Genomic DNA, 17,385 nt, shown 5'->3' with positions numbered 1-17,385 from the left:
ATCTTTGCTGCGGCCAGTCCACCGCACCCACCGCCAGCCCGGACGCTACCGCCGAGCACTTGCACATAGGAGCTCACCGTCGGTCCGAGAACTCGTGGTGACGTGTTGATGCACGTTCCTCCAGACGCTGGAGGCATGAGCAGCAAGGGATCCCCCGAGTACCGGGCTCGGCGTCGGGAGGGAAAGCGTCGGCGCCGAGCGGCACAGGAGCGAGCGGCCGTGCGACGAGATCCACCGGCGGCCAAGCCCTCGGCGCAGCCCGCTACGGACGGCCGGGCGAGGCGTGCGGCAGCGACCACCTGTGGCTGGTGCCACGGCCCGATAACCCCGCGGTCCCGAGGTCCAATCCCCAAGTGGTGCTCGGCCACCTGCCGGCATCGCGCCTGGGAGCAGACACGAGCCGCGGGATCGGGCCGATCCGCGGTGGAAGTCGTCGAGCGCATCGTCGTCACCCCAGCTCCCCCAGCGCAGCCGAGAGCGCCACGGCACGGTGAGTGGGCCGACGTGCTGCGCGAACTAGCCGGGCAGATCGACCGCGGGCTCGTGTACGACCGGGAGCTGCCCGCGGTCGCCCGTGCAGTCGACGAGGTCATCGCGGCATTCCGTCGTCGCCCCTACCGCAGCTGAGGTCATCACCGTCGGCGCGTCTGGGGTGACAACGGGGTGACATGTCCGGTCGGTGCTGACTGGCAGCGATCGAGGCTGGTCGGCGCCTCCTCCGTGTAGCCAGCTGCAGCCCCCAGCAGCCGCCGTCCACCACCGGGAGACCTCGATGACCGTTCGACTGCTGACCACCGAGGAGGTGGCGGCTCGGTTCCGCACCAGCCCCGCCACGGTCCGCTACTGGCGGCACGTCGGGATCGGGCCGGAAGGCGTCCGCGTCGGCCGCCGCGTCCTCTACGAGGAGACCGAGTGCGACCGCTGGTGGCAGGCGAAGGCCGCCGGGCAGCTCAACGGGGGCAGCCGGTGAGTCCACAGATCGGCGGTCCGGCCATGGCACAGCGTCGGTCGCTCGCGGCAGGCTGACCTCCGATAAGGGCCTGAGCAGCCGGGAGAGACATGGCGAGCATCGCGCGGCGACCCGACGGCACGTACCGCCCGCGGTACCGCGACGCCGACGGCAAGGAGCACGCCCGGCACTTCAAGCGGAAGGTGGATGCTCAGCGCTGGCTCGACGAGGTCACCGCCTCCGTCGTCACCGGCACGTACGTCGACCCGAAGGCCGGCCGCGTGACCCTCTCGGCGTTCTACGCCACCTGGGCCGCTCGCCAGGTGTGGGCGCCGGGCACCGAGCTGGCGATGGGCCTCGCCGTCCGGTCCGCGACCTTCACCGATGTCGAGCTGCGACTGCTCCGCCGCTCGCACGTCGAGTACTGGGTGAAGCAGATGACCGCGGCCGGCCTGGCCCCGGGCACCGTCCACACCCGGGTGCAGAACGTGCGGGCCGTCCTGCGCGGCGCCGTCCGGGACCGGGTGATCGCCACCGATCCCAGCGACGGGGTGGCACTCCCCCGCCGCCGGCGCCGCGAGCACGCCATGGGCATCCCCACGCCGCACCAGGTCGGCGCCCTGCTCGCTTCCGCCGACGAGCGGTTCACCACCTTCATCGCCGTCTGCGCGTTCGGCGGACTCCGGCTCGGCGAGGCGGCTGCCCTTCAGGTCGGCGACGTCGACTTCCTCCGGCGGCGGGTGGTCGTCAGCCGCCAGGTGCAGCGGGGACCCAACGGCACCGCCGAGCTGCGGGCACCCAAGCACGGTTCGGAGCGGACGGTCGTCGCCCCCGACCGGTTGCTCACCCTGATCGCCGGGCACGTCGAGCGGCACCTGACCGCCGACGGCCCGGGCCGCTGGCTCTTCCCCACCCCGACCGGCACGCCGCCGCACCAGAACACCGTCGGCCACCAGTGGCGCAAGGCGCTCTCAGCGGCCGGGCTGACCGGCTTGCGGTTACACGACCTCCGGCACTTCTTCGCCTCCGGCCTCATCGCCTCCGGCTGCGACGTGGTCACCGTCCAGCGCGCCCTCGGGCACGCCTCGGCGACCACGACGCTGAACACCTACGGACACCTGTGGCCCGACGCGGACGACCGCACACGGGCCGCCACGGACGGCCTGATGTCCGCAGCACTGGACGATCCTGCGGACTCTCTGCGGACTGGACGCCCTTAGCAAGCCATTGACCTGCGGGTTCAGTTGACGTCAGACGTTGAAGCGGAACTCCACGACGTCGCCGTCGGCCATGACGTAGTCCTTGCCCTCGATCCGCACCCAGCCCTTGGACTTGGCCTCGGCCATCGAGCCGGCCTCCATGAGCTGGTCGAAGCCGACGACCTCGGCCTTGATGAAGCCGCGCTGGAAGTCGGTGTGGATGACGCCGGCCGCCTCGGGGGCGGTGGCGCCGACCGGGATCGTCCAGGCCCGCGACTCCTTAGGGCCGGCGGTCAGGTAGGTCTGCAGGCCCAGCGTGCGAAAGCCGACGGAGGCCAGCTGGTCCAGACCGGGCTCGTCCTGGCCGATCGAGGCCAGCAGCTCGGCGGCCTCCTCGTCGGGCAGCTCGATCAGCTCGGACTCGGTCTGCGCGTCGAGGAAGATCGCCTCGGCCGGGGCGACCAGCGCGCGCAGCTCGTCGAGCACCTCGGTGTTCGCCAGCTCGTCGGCGTCGACGTTGAAGACGTAGATGAACGGCTTGGTCGTCAGCAGCGTCAGCTCGCGCAGCGGCTCGGCGTCGACACCCGCGGCGAACAGCGTCTTGCCGCTGTCGAGCACCTCCTGCGCAGCGACGGCGGCGTCGTGCAGGACCTTGCGGTCCTTCTCCTTGCGCGACTCCTTCTCCAGCCGCGGGATCGCCTTCTCCAGCGTCTGCATGTCGGCGAGGATCAGCTCGGTGTTGATCGTCTCGATGTCGTCGGACGGGGAGACCTTGCCCTCGACGTGCACCACGTCAGGGTCGGTGAACACCCGGATCACCTGACAGATCGCGTCGCTCTCGCGGATGTTGGCCAGGAACTTGTTGCCCAGGCCCTGCCCCTCGCTGGCGCCCCGCACGATGCCGGCGATGTCCACGAAGGACACCGTGGCCGGGATGATCTTCTGCGAGCCGAAGACCTCGGCCAGCTTCGCCAGCCGCGGGTCGGGCACACCCACCACGCCGACGTTCGGCTCGATCGTCGCGAACGGGTAGTTCGCGGCGAGCACGTCGTTCTTGGTCAGGGCGTTGAAGAGGGTCGACTTGCCGACGTTGGGCAGGCCGACGATCCCGATGGTGAGACTCACGGGAGACCAGCTTACGGGCGTTGACGGACTCACCCGGTGGGCGAGGATGGTCGGATGCCTGAACCCGTCGATCTCGCCGCCGTCCTCAGCACCGTCGACCAGCCGTGGTCGCCCCGCACGGTGGCCGTGCTCAACGACTACGACCTGCGTGTGGTGCACACACGCGGCGAGTTCACCCGACACAGCCACCCGGAGACCGACGAGGTGTTCCTCGTCCTCTCCGGCTCGCTCACGATCCGGCTGGACGACGGCGACGTCACCCTCGGCCCGGGTCAGCTGTACGTCGTGCCGAAGGGCACCCCACACCAGCCGTACAGCCCGGACGGCGCCCAGGTGCTGCTGGTCGAGCCGAGCGCGACGGTCAACACCGGCGACACCCCCAGCGAGCTGACCGCCGAGCGCAGGGTCGTCTGAGCGCAGGGTCGTCTGAGCGCAGGGTCGTCTGAGCGCAGGGTCGTCTGAGCGCAGGCCGCTACAGCGGTGGTCCGATGCGGATCTGGGTGTCGTCGGGCCGGTAGGTGCGCCATCGGCCGCCGGGATCTCGTTCGACCCGGAACCCGTGGTGGACCTTGGTGTGGTGCCGTTCGCACAACAACGCTGAGTTCTGCAGCGAGGTCTCCCCGCCGTGCAGCCAGTGGATCAGGTGGTGCACGTCGCACCACCACGATGGCGCGCCGCAGCCAGCGAACACGCAGCTCTTGTCCCGCCGTTCCACCGCCTTCCGCAGGCCCGGGGTGACCACCCGGTGATCTCTGCCGAGATCGAGCGGGGTGCCGTCGGGGCCCATCACGATCCGGGAGATGCTGCCGTCGCAGGCCAGGTAGCGGGCGCGGGCGGCGGAGATCGTGGCTCCGAAGCCCATCTCCCCAGCACCGGCGCCGGTGGCCGGGTCGACCAGGTCATCGAGGTCGATGCCCACCACCACGTGCGGCTTCACCGTGCGCAGGATCGGCAGGTTCCCCGAGGCCAGTTGGTTGTCACACAGCTGCACGAAGGCATCGGCGTTCTGCTGGGCGCGGGTGCGCTCATCACCTTTGGGGCGGTCGGCCTGCACGATCGACTCGATCGCCGCCTGCGCCTTCTCCCCACCGGCGGCATCCAGCTCGAAGCGGCCGGTGATGGTCCCGTCGGCGTGCTTGACCATCGTCAGCCGGCGACCTTCCGTCGGATCCGGCTCCGGGCCATCGGGATCGAGTGCGTCGTCGAAGGCCCGCACCGCAGCCACCAGTGACTCGTGCGGGGACTCCGCGGCCACGCGCGCCCACACCTGATCGAACGCCGCGAGGTCGATGCCCTGCTCCTCCGCCTGGGCGACCTCGCGGGAGCCGATCTTCTCCGCCACCACGTTCACCTGCGCCGCAGTGATCTCACCGCCGGCGAACCCGGCCGCCAGCGCCGGGAAGTGCTCCAGCGCCCGCCCCGACCGCACGACCCGCGACGCCTCCGTCTGCGACAACCGCGCATGCCCGATCAACCACGACCGCATCGACTTCAACCCGTCGTATTCCGCAGCCTGCGTGGTCTCCGCGCGGCGGACGGTCCGGGTCAGCTCGGCTGCGACCCGATTGCCGAGTTGCACCAGCATCGCCGTCCGGTCCAGCAGCTGCCCGTCGGTGAGTCCGCGCAGGTCCTCGGCCGCCAGGGCATCCAGAGCCGACTGGAACTCGCTCACAGACACCTCCCGACGCATTCGAACGTGTGTACGAACACTACCGCCGGCGAGGCGCCCTCACAACGCGAATCCCCAGGTCAACGACCTGTCCACAGATGCGCGCAGCCCCTTGACAGAGCGACCGGGAGCATCGGTCAGCCGGCCGATCCCGGTCCTGGCAGCAGGCCGCGCTCGACGGCCACCAGGACCGCCCGGGTGCGATCGTCGACCCCGAGCTTGGCGAACACCCGCAGCAGGTGGGTCTTCACCGTCGCCTCGCCGATGAACAGCTCCCGGCCGATCTCGGCGTTGGTCAGCCCACGCGCCACCCCGGACAGCACCTGCAGCTCCCGGGCCGTCGGCGTCTCGACCGCCGGTGCCCGCATCCGCGAGACCAGCCGGGCCGCCACCGGTGGCGCCAGCACCGTCTCCCCGCGGGCCGCCGCCCGCACCGCGTCGGCCAGCTGCGGCAGCGGGGTGTCCTTGAGCAGGTAGCCGGTCGCGCCGGCCTCGACCGCGCGCACGATGTCGGCGTCGGTGTCGTAGGTGGTCAGCACCAGCACCCGCACGCCCGGGTGCGCGGCGGCGATCCGGCCGGTGGCCGTCACGCCGTCCATCCGGGGCATCCGCAGGTCCATCAGGACGACGTCCGGCTGGTGCTCGGCGATCGCCGCCAGCGCCGCCAGCCCGTCGCCGGCCTCGGCCACCACCTCCAGGTCCGGTTGGGCGGCCAGCCAGCCGACCAGCCCACCGCGCACGACAGGGTGGTCGTCCACCACCACGATGCTGATCACCCTTGCTCGGCTCCGGTCTCGTTCCGCTCCTCGGTCGCTGGCGCTCCCTGCGATGCTCGCTCGACCTGCGCCTCCGCGGCGATCACCGCGCCGGCACCCGCACCGTCACCCGGGTGCCTGCACCCGGCGCCGAGACGACCTCGACCCCGCCACCCACCTGCTCGGCCCGGTCCCGCAGGCCGGCCAGCCCCACCCCGGCCGCCGTCGCCGGTTCGAAGCCCACGCCGTCGTCCTCGACGTGCACCGACACCCGCGCCGCCTCCCCCGTCCCCACCCGGCTGACCCGCAGCAGCACCGCGCTGGCCGCGGCGTGCCGGCGCACGTTGGCCAGCGCCTCCTGCGCTCCCCGCAGCAGCACGATCTCCTCCGCCCGCGTCAGGCCGGCGTCGTCTGCGAGCGCCGCGGTGTCCAGCCGGGTCGCCAGACCCGTCTCCCGACCGAACCGCTCGGCGAGCCGCTCCAACGCCTCGACCAGCGTCGCGGAGTCCAGCGCCACCGGGGCGAAGGCGGCGACCATCGCCCGGGCCTCGGCCAGGTTCTCCCGGGCGACCTCCTCGATCAGGGCCACCCGCTCCCCCGCCGCGCCCGGGTCACCGGGCAGCTGCCCGGCGGCGGTCTGGGCCAGGACGACGATGCTCGTGTAGCCCTGCGCGAGGGTGTCGTGCACTTCTCGGGCCCAGCGCTCCCGCTCCGCCGCGACGCCCTGCTCGCGGTGCGCCGCGGCCAGCTCGGCGCGGGTCGCCTCCAGCTCCCGGATCAGCAGCGCCCGCTCGCGGCTCTGCTCCAGCACCCGGGTGACCCACAGGCCCATCGCCACGCTGAACGCCGCCCCGACCAGGGTCTGTCCCGGCCCGGACATCGGCTCGGTGCCCTCCGACCAGTGCACCAGCGGGCCCAGGGTGGCCGCGACGGTCAGCGCGCCGGTCCAGCACAGCCCCACGACGGCGGACTCCGCCAGGAACCAGACCTGCGGGAAGGCGAGGAAGAGCAGGAACAGCAGCTCGGGGAATCCCCAGGCGAGCACCCCGATCACGCCGACGAGCACCGCCAGGTAGGCGGTGGCCCGGTGCTGGTCGCGGCTGGTGAGGGCGGGTGCGCCGAGCGTGGCATAGGCCACGACCAGCACGCCGAGGGCGCTCAGCAGCACCGCCCGGGAGCCGATGTCGCTGAGCAGCGTGTCCAGGACCGCCAGTGAGACGAACAGCCCCAAGGCGAGGTGCAGCACCAGCACGGTGATCCGCCACCCCCGCTCGGACAGCGGCGGCCCGCCGTCGTCCCCACCGGGCGTGGGGACGACGGCGGAGCGGAGCCGGGAGCCGACGGTCATCCGTCCGCCCGGCGCCAGCGGAACGTGCGCACGCACACCATGACGCCGATGATCACCCATGCCACCAGCACCAGGGCCGTCCTCCCGTGCTCCCACCCGCCGGCGACCTCGAAGGCGGCCGCCTGCTCCGGCAGGAACGCCGAGCGCATCCCCTGGGTCAGCCACTTCAGCGGGAACACCGCCGCGACCTGCTGCATCCAGCCCGGCAGCTCCGGGAAGGCGAAGAAGACCCCGGAGAAGAACTGCAGCACGATCGCGAACGCCGACACCGACGTGGTCACCGAGCTGGCGCTGCCCGGCAGCGCCGAGACCGCGATGCCCAGCACCGTGCCGGACAGCGCACCCAGCGCCGCCACCCAGCCGAAGGTCAGCCAGTGCCCCAGGTCCAGCGGCAACGGCACGTCGTAGCCGTAGCGGGCCACGGGCAGCAGCAACGCCAGCTGCGCCGCCGTGGTCACCAGGACCTGCCCGGCCTTGCCGGCGAAGTACGCCGCGGGCGGGGTGCCCAGCAGCTGCAGCCGTTCCAGCTGGCCGGCCTCGCGTTCGGCGGCGATCGCCGTCCCGACCGCCTGGAAGCTGGTCAGCATGATCCCGGTGGCCGCGATCCCGGCCAGGAAGTACTGCGGGAACGGCACCCCGCCGGGCAGCACGTCACCGCCGAGCACCGAGCCGAAGACGACCATCATCACGACCGGGTAGGCGAAGGAGAACACCACCTGCTGGCGCTCCCGGGCGAACAGCCGCAGCTCCACGCCGACTCGGGCGAGCGCGATGCGGGCCGTCGACGGCGGAGCGGGACGGGCAGCGGTCAGGACGGTCATCGGGGCTCTCCTGCAGGGGTGACGAGCTGGAGGTAGACGTCCTCCAGGTCGGGGCGGGTGACGGTCAGGCCGGGGACCTCGCCCCGCGGGGAGGCGGCGAGCAGGTCGCGCAGGACGGCGGCGGGGGTCTCGGTGGGCACCGCGCGCCAACCGCCGTCCTCCCGCCACCGCACCGTGGCCTGCCGGCGCAGCGGCGCACCGAGCTCGGCCGGCGGGCCGACCTCGACCAGCCGGCCGCCGGCGATGACGCCGACCCGGTCGGCCAGCTCGGCGGCCTCGTCGAGGTAGTGGGTGGTCAGCAGCACCGTCGTCCCGCCGGCCCGCAGGTCGCGGACGAGCTGCCAGAACTGCCGCCGGGCCACCGGGTCCATCCCGGTGGTCGGCTCGTCGAGGAAGACCAGCTCCGGCCGACCTTGCACGCCGAGGGCGACGGCGAGCCGGCGCCGCTGGCCGCCGGAGAGGCGGGCCACCCGTGTCCCGGCCTTCTCCTCCAGGCCGACCGCCGCGAGCAGCTCGTCGGTGGACCGGGGCGTGGACGTGTAGTGGGCGAAGTGGTCGAGGGTCTCCCGCACGCTGAGCGCCTGGCCAGCGCCCTCGCCCTGGCTGACCACCCCGATCCGGGCCCGCCAGGAGCGGCCGGCGGTGGCCGGGTCCTCCCCCAGCACCGCGACCTCGCCGGCATCACGGCGCCGGACCCCCTCGAGCACCTCGATCGTCGTGGTCTTGCCCGCGCCGTTGGGCCCGAGCAGCGCGAAGCACTCCCCGCGCCGAACCTCGAGGTCCAGCCCGTCGAGGACGGCCTTGCCTCCGTAGCTCTTCCGCAGCCCGCGGACCTCGACGGCGGGGGTGTCCCCACCGGTCGCGATCGGCAGGGGTGCTGCCTCCGTCGTCGTCATGAACCGAGCCTGTCGGCGCGCCCGGCCCGGCGGGACCACCGGAGCGTGGGTCGCCCGTCCACCGATCGGTGGACCGTGCGGCCGTCCACCGCCGTGTCCGAAAGCCGCCAGTCGACGGTGCCGGACGATGCCATGCTCGTGCCGTGACCGAGGTGCTGGAACGCGGACGGCTCGACGTGGAGCACTGCTACCGAGCCGTCACCAGCCGCGACCCGCGGTTCGACGGGTGGTTCGTCACCACGGTGCACACCACCGGCATCTACTGCCGCCCGTCGTGCCCCGCGCGCACGCCGCTGGAGCGCAACGTCTCCTTCCACACCACCGCGGCCGCGGCCCAGGCGGCCGGCTTCCGCGCCTGCCGCCGCTGCCGCCCGGACGCCGTCCCCGGGTCGCCAGAGTGGGACGTGCGCGCCGACGTCGTCGCCCGGGCGATGCGGCTGATCGCCGACGGCGAGGTCGAGCGCGGCGGCGTCGGCGGGCTGGCCGCGCGCCTGGGCTACTCCGAGCGCCAGCTGCACCGGCTGCTGACCAGCGAGCTCGGCGTCGGCCCGCTGGCGCTGGCCCGCGCGCAGCGCGCGCAGACCGCACGGCTGCTGATCGAGACCACGCTGCTGCCGATGGCCGACGTCGCGTTCGCAGCCGGGTTCGCCAGCATCCGGCAGTTCAACGACACGGTGCGGTCGGTGTTCGGGACGACGCCCTCCGCCCTCCGCCCGGCCACCCCGCGCAGCGACGGCGGCACCCCCGGCTGGCTGACCCTGCGGCTGGCCGCCCGGGCGCCGTTCGCCGCCGACGAGGTGCTGCTCTTCCTCGGCGCGCACGCCACCCCGGGTCTGGAGGAGTGGGACGGGACGACGTTCTCCCGGGTGCTCGACCTCCCGCACGGCCCCGCCGTCGTCCGGCTCTCCCCCGCCCCCGACGGCGGAGCGGCGGTGCTCGCCCGGCTGCGGCTGACCGAGCTGCGGGACCTCGGCGTCGCCGTCTCCCGGTGCCGGCGGCTGCTGGACCTGGACGCCGACCCGGCCGCCGTGGACGCGCTGCTCGGCGCCGACCCGGCGCTCGCCCCGCTGGTGAACGGCGCCCCGGGACGACGAGTGCCGGCCGCCCCCGATGCGGAGGAGCTGGCGGTGCGCGCGGTGCTGGGGCAGCAGGTGTCGGTGGCCGGTGCCCGGACGCTCACCGCCCGGGTGGTCGCCGCAGCCGGCCGGCCGCTCGCCGAACAGGTCGGCACCCTCACCCACGCCTTCCCGCGCGCCGACGCCCTCGTCGACGCCGACCTCTCCGCGGTCGGGCTGACCGGTGCCCGCCGGCGCACCGTGCACACCCTGGCCGCGGCGCTGGCCGAGGGCAGCGTGTCCCTCGACCCCGGCGCCGACCGGGACGAGGCCCGCCGCCAGCTGCTGGCCCTGCCCGGCATCGGCCCGTGGACGGCGGCGCTGGTCGGGCTGCGCGGGCTGGCCGACCCCGATGTCTGGCTGCCCGGCGACCTGGCGCTGCGGCGCAGCCTGGCCGCCCTGGGCAGCTCCGATGCCGACGCCGCGGCCCGCTGGCGGCCGTGGCGCTCCTACGCCGTCATGCACCTGTGGGCGCTGGCCGTCCCGTCCCTGTTCACCCGCGGCACCACCACCGATCGGAGCCCGTCATGAACACCGCACCTGCCCGCTACGCCACCACCGCCACCCCGCCCGGCCCGTTCACCGTGCTGGTCACGACCGGCCAGGACGGCACGGACGTCGTGCTCGCCAGTGGCTGGACCGACGACGTCGGGGAGCTGCTGCCGGTGGTGCACCGCGCGCTGCGGCCGGCCTGGGTGGAGCGGGCCGACACGCTGCCGGTACTCGACGTCGTCGCTGCGTTCACCGCCGGGGACGTGACCGCGATCGACGCGGTGCCGGTGCGCCAGCGCTCCGGGCCCTTCCTCACCGACGCCTGGGAGGTGCTGCGCACCGTGCCCGCCGGGCAGCCGGACACCTACGCCGCGTTCGCCGAGCGCTGCGGCCGCCCGTCGGCCGTCCGGGCGGCGGCGGGTGCCTGCGCACGCAACGCCGCGGCGCTGTTCGTCCCCTGCCACCGGGTGCTGTCCACCGGCGGCGGCCTGGGCGGCTTCCGTTGGGGCACGCCGGTCAAGCGCTGGCTGCTGGACCACGAGGCCGAGCACGCCCCCGTCGCCGCCTGACCGGCGCGCCCGGCCGGTTCACCGGAAGTGTCGGACCCGTCCGGCAACCTGACCGGCATGGACGCCGCCTCCCTGCTCGTCGGGCTCCTCATCGGTGCGCTCCTGGCCGCCGCCGTCACCCTCGGGCTGGTGGCCGTCCGCGGGCGGGGCGGGGCGCCGTCGGAGGCCCTCGAGCCGGTGCACGAGTCCCTGGACCACCTGCACCGGCTGCTGGCCGGCATCGAGCGCGACCGGGCCACCGCCCACGGTGAGCTGCGGGAACAGGTGGGCACCATCGGGCAGACGTCGGCCCTGCTCCGCCAGGAGACCGCCGCGCTGGTCACCGCACTGCGCACCCCACACGTGCGCGGGCGCTGGGGCGAGCTGCAGCTGCGCCGGGTGGTGGAGGTGGCCGGGCTGCTGGAGCACTGCGACTTCGTCGAGCAGCCGTCCGGCACCACCGACCAGGGCTCTGGCGTGCGCCCCGACCTGGTCGTCACCCTGGCCGACGGCCGGCAGGTGATCGTCGACGCGAAGGTGCCGTTCACCGGGTACATCGAAGCGGTGCAGGCCACCGACCCGGCGGTGCGCGCCCAGCGGGTCGCTGACCACGCGCGGCAGCTGCGCGCCCACGTCGACATCCTCGCCGCCCGCCGCTACCCCACCGCCTTCGGCACCGCCGCGCCCTTCACGGTGTTGTTCGTCCCCTCCGACGGGTTTCTCACCACAGCGCTGGAGGCCGAGCCGGCGCTGCTGGAGCACGGCTTCGGCCGCGACGTCATCATCGCCACCCCTAGCACGCTGCTGGCCCTGCTGCGCACGGTCGCCTACTCCTGGCGGCAGGAGCGGCTGGCGCACGACGCCGCCGCCGTGCTCGAGGCCGGCCGCACGGTGCACGCCCGGTTGAGCACCCTGTCCGGGCACCTGACCCGCCTCGGTTCGGCCCTGGGCTCGGCCCTGACCCGGTACAACGAGACGGTCGGGTCCTACGAGAGGTCGGTGCTGGTGGCCACCCGCCGGTTCGACGACCTCGGCGTCGCCGCCGCCCCGGTGCCCACGCCGGCGCCGGTCGAGGGCACGGTCCGCGCGCTGCGGCCGCCGGCTGCCGAGCTCCCCGGGTTCGACGAGCGCGACGGCACCACCGGCTGACCCGGCCTCCCCACTCGCCGTCGATCGGTCAGGTGAGGGTCCCCGCGGTCGACGACCCGCTGGACCGGGAGACCTCGGCGACCGGTGCGCTGGCCCGCGCCACGCGGACCTCCGCCATCTCGATGGCTGCCAGCTCCAGCTCGGCGGAGACGGCGAAGGCCAGGAAGATCGCGCCGGAGGTCAGCTGCGACCAGAGGAGCAGGGCGATGACACCGGTCAGTGGTCCGTAGGCCGAGCCCAGCTGGCCGATCAGGTCGAGCGCCCCCGCCAGCAGCAGGGTGAGCCCGGTCCACAGCACCAGGGCGAGCACGCTGCCGAGCACCAGCAACGACCAGGCGGGCTGGAGGCGGTGCGGGGCCCGGCGCAGCATCAGCGTGATCGCGGCGAGCAGGAGCCCGACGGCGACCGGGCCGACCACCAGCACGACGACCTCCTCGTCGACGCCGTACACGTCCTCCATCGCCTCGGCCGCGGCGACGAGCGTGGTCACCAGCACCGACCCCCCCAGCAGCGGCACCCCCGCGATGCCGGCCAACACCAGCGCACGGCGGTACTTCTCCACGGTGGGCCGGTCCCGCTGGATGCCGTAGATCCGGTTGGCCCCGCGCTCGAGCTGGCCCATGGCGGTCGCCAGGGCGAATGCCGCCGCAGCCAGCCCCAGCGCCGTGGCGAGCGGGACCCCGTCCGGCTGGTCGCTCCACGGAGACAGCACCCGCCGGACCATCGCGTCGGAGGCACTGGGCGAGAGCTGCAGCACCGTCCGGTCGACCAGCAGGCGCAGCGACGGCGTCTGGAGCAGGTTGCTCAGGCCGATGGAGGCGATCAGCAGCGGCACCGCGGCCAGGGAGAACTGCAGCCCGAGCGCCCGCGCGTGGGAGAAGCCGTCGCCGTAGCGGAAGCGGGACCACGAGGCACGCCACAGGTCGATGACCCGGCGACTGCGCAGCACCACCCACGCGTCGCGTGCGGTCAGCCGCTCGTCGTCCCGCGCCGCGACCTCGGGCACCTCGCTCACCGAGCTCATGCGGGCAGGGCCTCCTGGACGGGGTCGTCGACGGACACGGTGCCCGCACGACCTGCGATCTTCCCGCACGATGGACCGGCGCGCTCCGATCCCGCCGGTCGGCGTCCGACCCGTGTCGCCCGGACCGTCACCGACGGCGGCCTGGTCGGCGCGGCGGGAGGCGACTTCCGAGGCGCGTGGGACGACTGGGGTGCCCGTGCCCAGAATGCGCCACCTCGGCGGTGCGACACCGGCGAGTTCTGGCCCGCCACTCCCGGCCGGGTCCGGCGTTCACTCAGGTCGGGCCGATACCGTGGCCCGACCGGTGGGGTGGCCTGGGCCCTCCACTGCCGACGAGGAGGTGCACCATCACTCCGGTCACTGTCGATGTCCGAGTTCGAGACAGGCGGGAGGACGCCGTGCGTGCAGAACGCAGCGACGCCGGCCGGGCCGCAGGACCCGGCTACCCGTCATCACGGGCCGCCGGGGGTGCCGTCTCCGGCCGTCCCCCCGAGCGTGGCCCGCGCCCGCCCGGGCCTCGAGCGCCCGACCCCCGTGGCGCCGGTCGCCTGCCGGTGGACGCTCCCGGCGACGGGCGACGGCGCGGGTCCTCGGCCAGCAGCGCGCGTGCCGCGAACACCGGGATCCGGGGTGCTGTCGCGATCGCCGGCGTCTTCCTGGTCACCCTGGTCGCCGCGGCGGCCGACTCCTACATCGGTCTCGGCCTCGGCACCATCACGCTGGTGGCGCTCACCGCCGGGACCATCGGGGCTGCCCTGGTCACCCGGCGAGGTGACCTGCTGAGCGTCCTGGTCGCGCCGCCCCTGGTGTTCGTCGCGGTGGCCCTGCTGAACATCGGCCTGGCGCCGTCGGCCAGCCTGAACCTCCCCACGCTGGCGACGCTGCTCGTGCGCGGCTTCCCGGCGATGGGCCTGGCCACCGGCGCCGCCCTCGTGATCGTCCTGGGGCGGCTGGCCGCCCGCCGCTGACCGACCTCACGACACACGAAGGGCCGGCATCCCCTGGGGGGTGCCGGCCCTTCGCGTGTCCGGCCCCGACCTGCGGGAGAGGTCGCGGACGGGGTCCGTCAGTCGGCCTCGACCGCGAGCGCCTCGCGGCGCGGCTTCAGCTCGTGCGGCAGCGCGAACACCAGCCGCTCCTCCGCGGCCTTGACCGTCTCGACGTCGGCGTACCCGCGGGTCGCCAGCCAGTCGAGGACCTCGCTGACCAAGATCTCCGGCACCGACGCGCCGCTGGTCACGCCGACCGTGCCGACGCCGGACAGCCAGGACTCGTCGATCTCGGAGGCGAAGTCGACCAGGTGCGAGTCGCGGGCACCGGCCTCCAGGGCCACCTCGACCAGCCGCACCGAGTTCGAGGAGTTGGTGGAGCCGACGACCAGCACCAGGTCGCACTCCGCGGCCATCTGCTTGACGGCCTGCTGCCGGTTCTGCGTGGCGTAGCAGATGTCGTCGCTCGGCGGGCTCTGCAGCCCGGGGAACCGGGTCTTCAGCGAGTCGACCGTGGCCAGCGTCTCGTCGACCGAGAGCGTGGTCTGGGAGAGCCAGACGACCTTCTCCGGGTCGCGCACCTGGACGTTGGCGATGTCCTCGGCGCCGTCGACGAGCTGGGTGTTCGACGGGGCCTCGCCCATCGTGCCCTCGACCTCTTCGTGCCCGCGGTGACCGATCAGCAGGATGTCGTAGTCGTCCTTGGCGAAGCGCTTGGCCTCCATGTGCACCTTGCTCACCAGCGGGCAGGTGGCGTCGATGGTCCGCAGCGACCGCTCCTGCGCCTCCGCCTTCACCGCCGGGGAGACCCCGTGGGCACTGAAGACGACGACCGCGCCCTCGGGCACCTCGTCGGTCTCCTCCACGAAGACCGCCCCCCGGCGCTCCAGGGTCGCCACGACGTGCTTGTTGTGGACGATCTGCTTCCGGACGTAGACGGGGGCGCCGTGGATCTCCAGCGCCCGTTCGACGGCGATGACCGCCCGGTCCACGCCGGCGCAGTACCCCCGGGGATCGGCCAGCAGGACGCGTCCGCGCGGTTCAGCCATGCCCCCATGGTAGGTGGGTCCGCTGCGCCGGACCGGCCCCCGCAGGCCGGAAGGGGTGGCGCTGGACACGCCGGGACGGCGGCCGGTCCGCCCGGACGGGGGACGGCGCGGGTGGTCGGGCTGCCGGTGATCGCCACGTGCGGCACCCTGTGCCCCATGGCTCGAGAGATCCCCGAGGTGGTCCGCGCGGCAGCCGGACTGGCCGCCACCGTGCTCGATGAGGCACGCAAGCTCCCCACGACGTTGCCGGGGCTCCCGGTCCGGCTGATCGGGCAGGCCCTGCAGACCTCGCTGCACCTGCAGCAGCAGTACTCCGGGCTCGTGGCCCGCGGCGACGAGGTGCTCACCAGCCTGCGCGGCGACGCCGAGCCGGGCATGGCGACCTTCGACGACGACGACGTGGACGAGGCCCCGCTCCCGGCCCGGCCTGCCTCGGCCGGGCGCAGCTCGGCCTTCGACCGGGTGGTCGACCTCGACGACGACCTCGGTGACGACCTCGCCACCGAGCCCCCCGCCGAGGAGGTCGCCGACGCGCTGGCCGACGACCTCGCCGCCGCCGACCTGCCGCTGGCCGACCCCGAGGACCTCTCCGAGGAGGTGGCCGCGGTGCTGGCGGTCAGCTCCGACGACACCGTCGCCGACCTGACCCCGGCCGAGGTCGCCGCGCTGCCCGACGACCCGGCCGCCGACGCGGTGACCGCGGTCGTCGACGAGCTGGCCGCCGAGGTCGCCGACGAGGTCGCGGCCGAGGTGCCCGACGCCGTCCCGGCCGAGGTGCTCGAGGACCTCACCGCCGACACCGTCGCCGACGTCGCCGAGGAGGAGGTCGAGATCGAGGAGGCGGTCGCCGACGAGCTCGTCGCCGAGCCCGCGGTGCCCGGCACCCCGCCGGCGGAGGTCCTCGCCGGGGGCGTGTCGACGCTGGAGGACGTCGCTCCCGAGCAGGTGCCCGGGCAGACCCAGATCGTCGACGACGCGGTGCCCGACGTCCCCGCGCTCGACGACGCGGCCGAGGAGCTGGTCGACCTGGGCGGCCCGGAGGCCGCGGAGAGCGTCACCCCCGGCAGCGACGTCACCGACAGCGCCGCCAGCGACCCGCTGGTCCCCTCCGACGAGACGGACCCGGCCGGCGACGGGGCACCGGTCAGCCCGGTCGAGGGCTACGAGTCCTTCAGCATCCCGGCGCTGCGGGGGCACCTGCGGGCCTACCCGACCGAGACCGTGGCCGACCTGCTCGACTACGAGCGGGCCACCCGCGCCCGGGCGCCCTATGTGACCCTGCTGCAGAACCGGCTGGAGAAGCTCAGCGCCGACCGCGGCTGAGCCGGCAGCAGGGACGACGCGGGCGGGAGCCGGGACGACGCAGGCAGGCGAGCAGGAGACGGTGGACGACCAGGGCACGGCAGGACCGGCACGGCAGCGCCTGCACCGCCGGCGCCGCCGGCTCCTGCTGCTGCTCGCCCTGGTGACCGTGCTCGCCGTCGCCGGTGCGGTCTGGCTGCAGGGCAGCGGGGAGGACGGCATCCCGATCGCCGAGGGCGGCCCCGCCACGTTCGCCCCCACCCCGACCGCCCCCACCCCGACCGCCCCGACCCCGACCGCCCTGCCCCCGACGCCCGAGCCCACGACCCCGCCGGCCTTCGACCGCGCCCAGCTGTCGATCACCGACCCGGCCAGCAGCTGGGTGGTCGTCAACAAGGCCCGCCCGCTCAGCCCGATCGACTGGGCCCCGGCCGACCTGGTCCCGATCGGGAACGGGTACCAGCTGCGGGCGGAGGCGGCGCAGGCGATGGACGCGATGATCGGCGCCGCCGCGGCCCAGGGACTGGGGCTGAGCGTGCAGAGCGCCTACCGGCCGTACGAGTACCAGGTGGGGCTCTTCAGCGCGCAGGTCAGCCGCTTCGGCGAGGAGCGGGCCGAGATCCAGGTGGCCCGGCCGGGGTACAGCGAGCACCAGACCGGGCTGGCGGCCGACGTCGGCGGGGGCGGCTGCGACATCGAGAGCTGCTTCGCCACCACGGCCGAGGGCCAGTGGGTGGCCGCGCACGCCCACGAGTTCGGCTGGCTCGTGCGGTACCCCGAGGGCAGGCAGGACGTGACCGGGTTCAAGTACGAGCCCTGGCACGTCCGGTACGTGGGAGTCCCGCTGGCCACCGAGATGCAGCGCGCCGGGGTGCCGACCATGGAGGAGTTCTTCGGACTCCCCGCTGCCCCCGGCTACCCCGGCTGAGCCGGTCCCCGCCCGGGGCCCGGCCCG

Annotated in this window: 18 protein-coding genes; 10 read left to right on the top strand and 8 right to left on the bottom strand. The window is 74.1% G+C overall.

From position 1 onward, the window contains the following. The first annotated feature begins 504 nt into the window (after positions 1-504). From O2W16_RS17290 to O2W16_RS17280, 3 genes are all read left to right on the top strand, one after another. Positions 505-627: a hypothetical protein gene (locus O2W16_RS17290; RefSeq protein ID WP_269160057.1), complete on the top strand. Its 123-nt coding sequence runs from the start codon at positions 505-507 to the stop codon at positions 625-627. Positions 628-772: 145 nt separating this feature from the next. Next, a complete protein-coding gene (locus O2W16_RS17285) occupies positions 773-970 on the top strand; it encodes a helix-turn-helix transcriptional regulator (RefSeq protein WP_269160056.1) in 198 nt (65 codons plus the stop codon). Positions 971-1,059: 89 nt separating this feature from the next. Further along, entirely contained in the window at positions 1,060-2,169 is a 1,110-nt protein-coding gene (locus tag O2W16_RS17280) for a tyrosine-type recombinase/integrase (protein WP_269160055.1), read from the top strand. A 30-nt stretch (positions 2,170-2,199) separates the two neighbouring features. Here the strand turns inward: O2W16_RS17280 and ychF are convergent, their stop codons facing one another. Next, a complete protein-coding gene (gene ychF, locus O2W16_RS17275; protein WP_269160054.1) occupies positions 2,200-3,273 on the bottom strand; it encodes a redox-regulated ATPase YchF in 1,074 nt (357 codons plus the stop codon). Between the two features lie 54 nt (positions 3,274-3,327). On the opposite strand from ychF, the gene O2W16_RS17270 reads away from it, so the two are divergent. After that, on the top strand, positions 3,328-3,687 hold the full coding sequence (locus tag O2W16_RS17270; RefSeq protein ID WP_269160053.1) for a cupin domain-containing protein: 360 nt from the start codon (positions 3,328-3,330) through the stop codon (positions 3,685-3,687). 58 nt (positions 3,688-3,745) lie between these two features. Here the strand turns inward: O2W16_RS17270 and O2W16_RS17265 are convergent, their stop codons facing one another. The 5 genes from O2W16_RS17265 to O2W16_RS17245 all read right to left on the bottom strand — a co-directional run bounded on the left by O2W16_RS17265 (position 3,746) and on the right by O2W16_RS17245 (position 8,762). Continuing rightward, positions 3,746-4,945 carry an HNH endonuclease signature motif containing protein gene (locus O2W16_RS17265; RefSeq protein WP_269160052.1) on the bottom strand — a complete coding sequence of 400 codons (1,200 nt, stop codon included), beginning with the start codon at positions 4,943-4,945 and terminating at the stop codon, positions 3,746-3,748. Between the two features lie 134 nt (positions 4,946-5,079). After that, entirely contained in the window at positions 5,080-5,700 is a 621-nt protein-coding gene (locus O2W16_RS17260; protein ID WP_442928918.1) for a response regulator, read from the bottom strand. Positions 5,701-5,800: 100 nt separating this feature from the next. Then, complete coding sequence (locus O2W16_RS17255) at positions 5,801-7,045, bottom strand: sensor histidine kinase (protein WP_269160051.1); 1,245 nt, start codon at positions 7,043-7,045, stop codon at positions 5,801-5,803. After that, positions 7,042-7,866 (bottom strand): ABC transporter permease, encoded by an 825-nt coding sequence (locus O2W16_RS17250; protein ID WP_269160050.1) that lies wholly within the window; start codon positions 7,864-7,866, stop codon positions 7,042-7,044. Before O2W16_RS17250 ends, O2W16_RS17255 begins: the two co-directional genes overlap by 4 nt. After that, entirely contained in the window at positions 7,863-8,762 is a 900-nt protein-coding gene (locus O2W16_RS17245) for an ABC transporter ATP-binding protein (protein WP_269160049.1), read from the bottom strand. The genes O2W16_RS17250 and O2W16_RS17245 overlap by 4 nt, the downstream gene beginning before the upstream one ends. A 143-nt stretch (positions 8,763-8,905) precedes the next feature. Here O2W16_RS17245 and O2W16_RS17240 point away from each other — a divergent pair, with 143 nt between their 5' ends. The 3 genes from O2W16_RS17240 to O2W16_RS17230 are packed head-to-tail and all read left to right on the top strand — an operon-like array spanning position 8,906 to position 12,066. Next, on the top strand, positions 8,906-10,408 hold the full coding sequence (locus tag O2W16_RS17240) for an AlkA N-terminal domain-containing protein (protein WP_269160048.1): 1,503 nt from the start codon (positions 8,906-8,908) through the stop codon (positions 10,406-10,408). After that, positions 10,405-10,938: a methylated-DNA--[protein]-cysteine S-methyltransferase gene (locus O2W16_RS17235; protein ID WP_269160047.1), complete on the top strand. Its 534-nt coding sequence runs from the start codon at positions 10,405-10,407 to the stop codon at positions 10,936-10,938. Before O2W16_RS17240 ends, O2W16_RS17235 begins: the two co-directional genes overlap by 4 nt. A 57-nt stretch (positions 10,939-10,995) precedes the next feature. Further along, entirely contained in the window at positions 10,996-12,066 is a 1,071-nt protein-coding gene (locus O2W16_RS17230) for a DNA recombination protein RmuC (RefSeq protein WP_269160046.1), read from the top strand. A 28-nt stretch (positions 12,067-12,094) separates the two neighbouring features. On the opposite strand, the gene O2W16_RS17225 is transcribed toward O2W16_RS17230, so the two are convergent. Next, positions 12,095-13,090: a YihY/virulence factor BrkB family protein gene (locus tag O2W16_RS17225; RefSeq protein ID WP_269160045.1), complete on the bottom strand. Its 996-nt coding sequence runs from the start codon at positions 13,088-13,090 to the stop codon at positions 12,095-12,097. A 554-nt stretch (positions 13,091-13,644) separates the two neighbouring features. On the opposite strand from O2W16_RS17225, the gene O2W16_RS17220 reads away from it, so the two are divergent. Continuing rightward, a complete protein-coding gene (locus O2W16_RS17220; protein ID WP_269160044.1) occupies positions 13,645-14,058 on the top strand; it encodes a DUF6542 domain-containing protein in 414 nt (137 codons plus the stop codon). A gap of 98 nt (positions 14,059-14,156) precedes the next feature. Here the strand turns inward: O2W16_RS17220 and O2W16_RS17215 are convergent, their stop codons facing one another. After that, entirely contained in the window at positions 14,157-15,128 is a 972-nt protein-coding gene (locus O2W16_RS17215) for a 4-hydroxy-3-methylbut-2-enyl diphosphate reductase (protein WP_269160043.1), read from the bottom strand. Between the two features lie 156 nt (positions 15,129-15,284). Between O2W16_RS17215 and O2W16_RS17210 the strand changes: the two genes are divergently transcribed. Together O2W16_RS17210 and O2W16_RS17205 are read left to right on the top strand one after the other, a co-directional pair. Next, the gene (locus O2W16_RS17210; RefSeq protein ID WP_269160042.1) at positions 15,285-16,451 is read left to right on the top strand and encodes a lipid droplet-associated protein; all 1,167 of its coding nucleotides are present in this window, start codon (positions 15,285-15,287) and stop codon (positions 16,449-16,451) included. Positions 16,452-16,512: 61 nt separating this feature from the next. Next, complete coding sequence (locus O2W16_RS17205; protein ID WP_269160041.1) at positions 16,513-17,358, top strand: M15 family metallopeptidase; 846 nt, start codon at positions 16,513-16,515, stop codon at positions 17,356-17,358. Positions 17,359-17,385 lie beyond the last annotated feature (27 nt).

The sequence above is a fragment of the Modestobacter sp. VKM Ac-2984 genome (assembly GCF_026967985.1).
Taxonomy (GTDB): Bacteria; Actinomycetota; Actinomycetes; order Mycobacteriales; family Geodermatophilaceae; genus Modestobacter.
The sequence above is the reverse complement of the archived record's forward strand: the minus strand, read 5'-3'. Positions and strand labels throughout refer to the sequence as shown.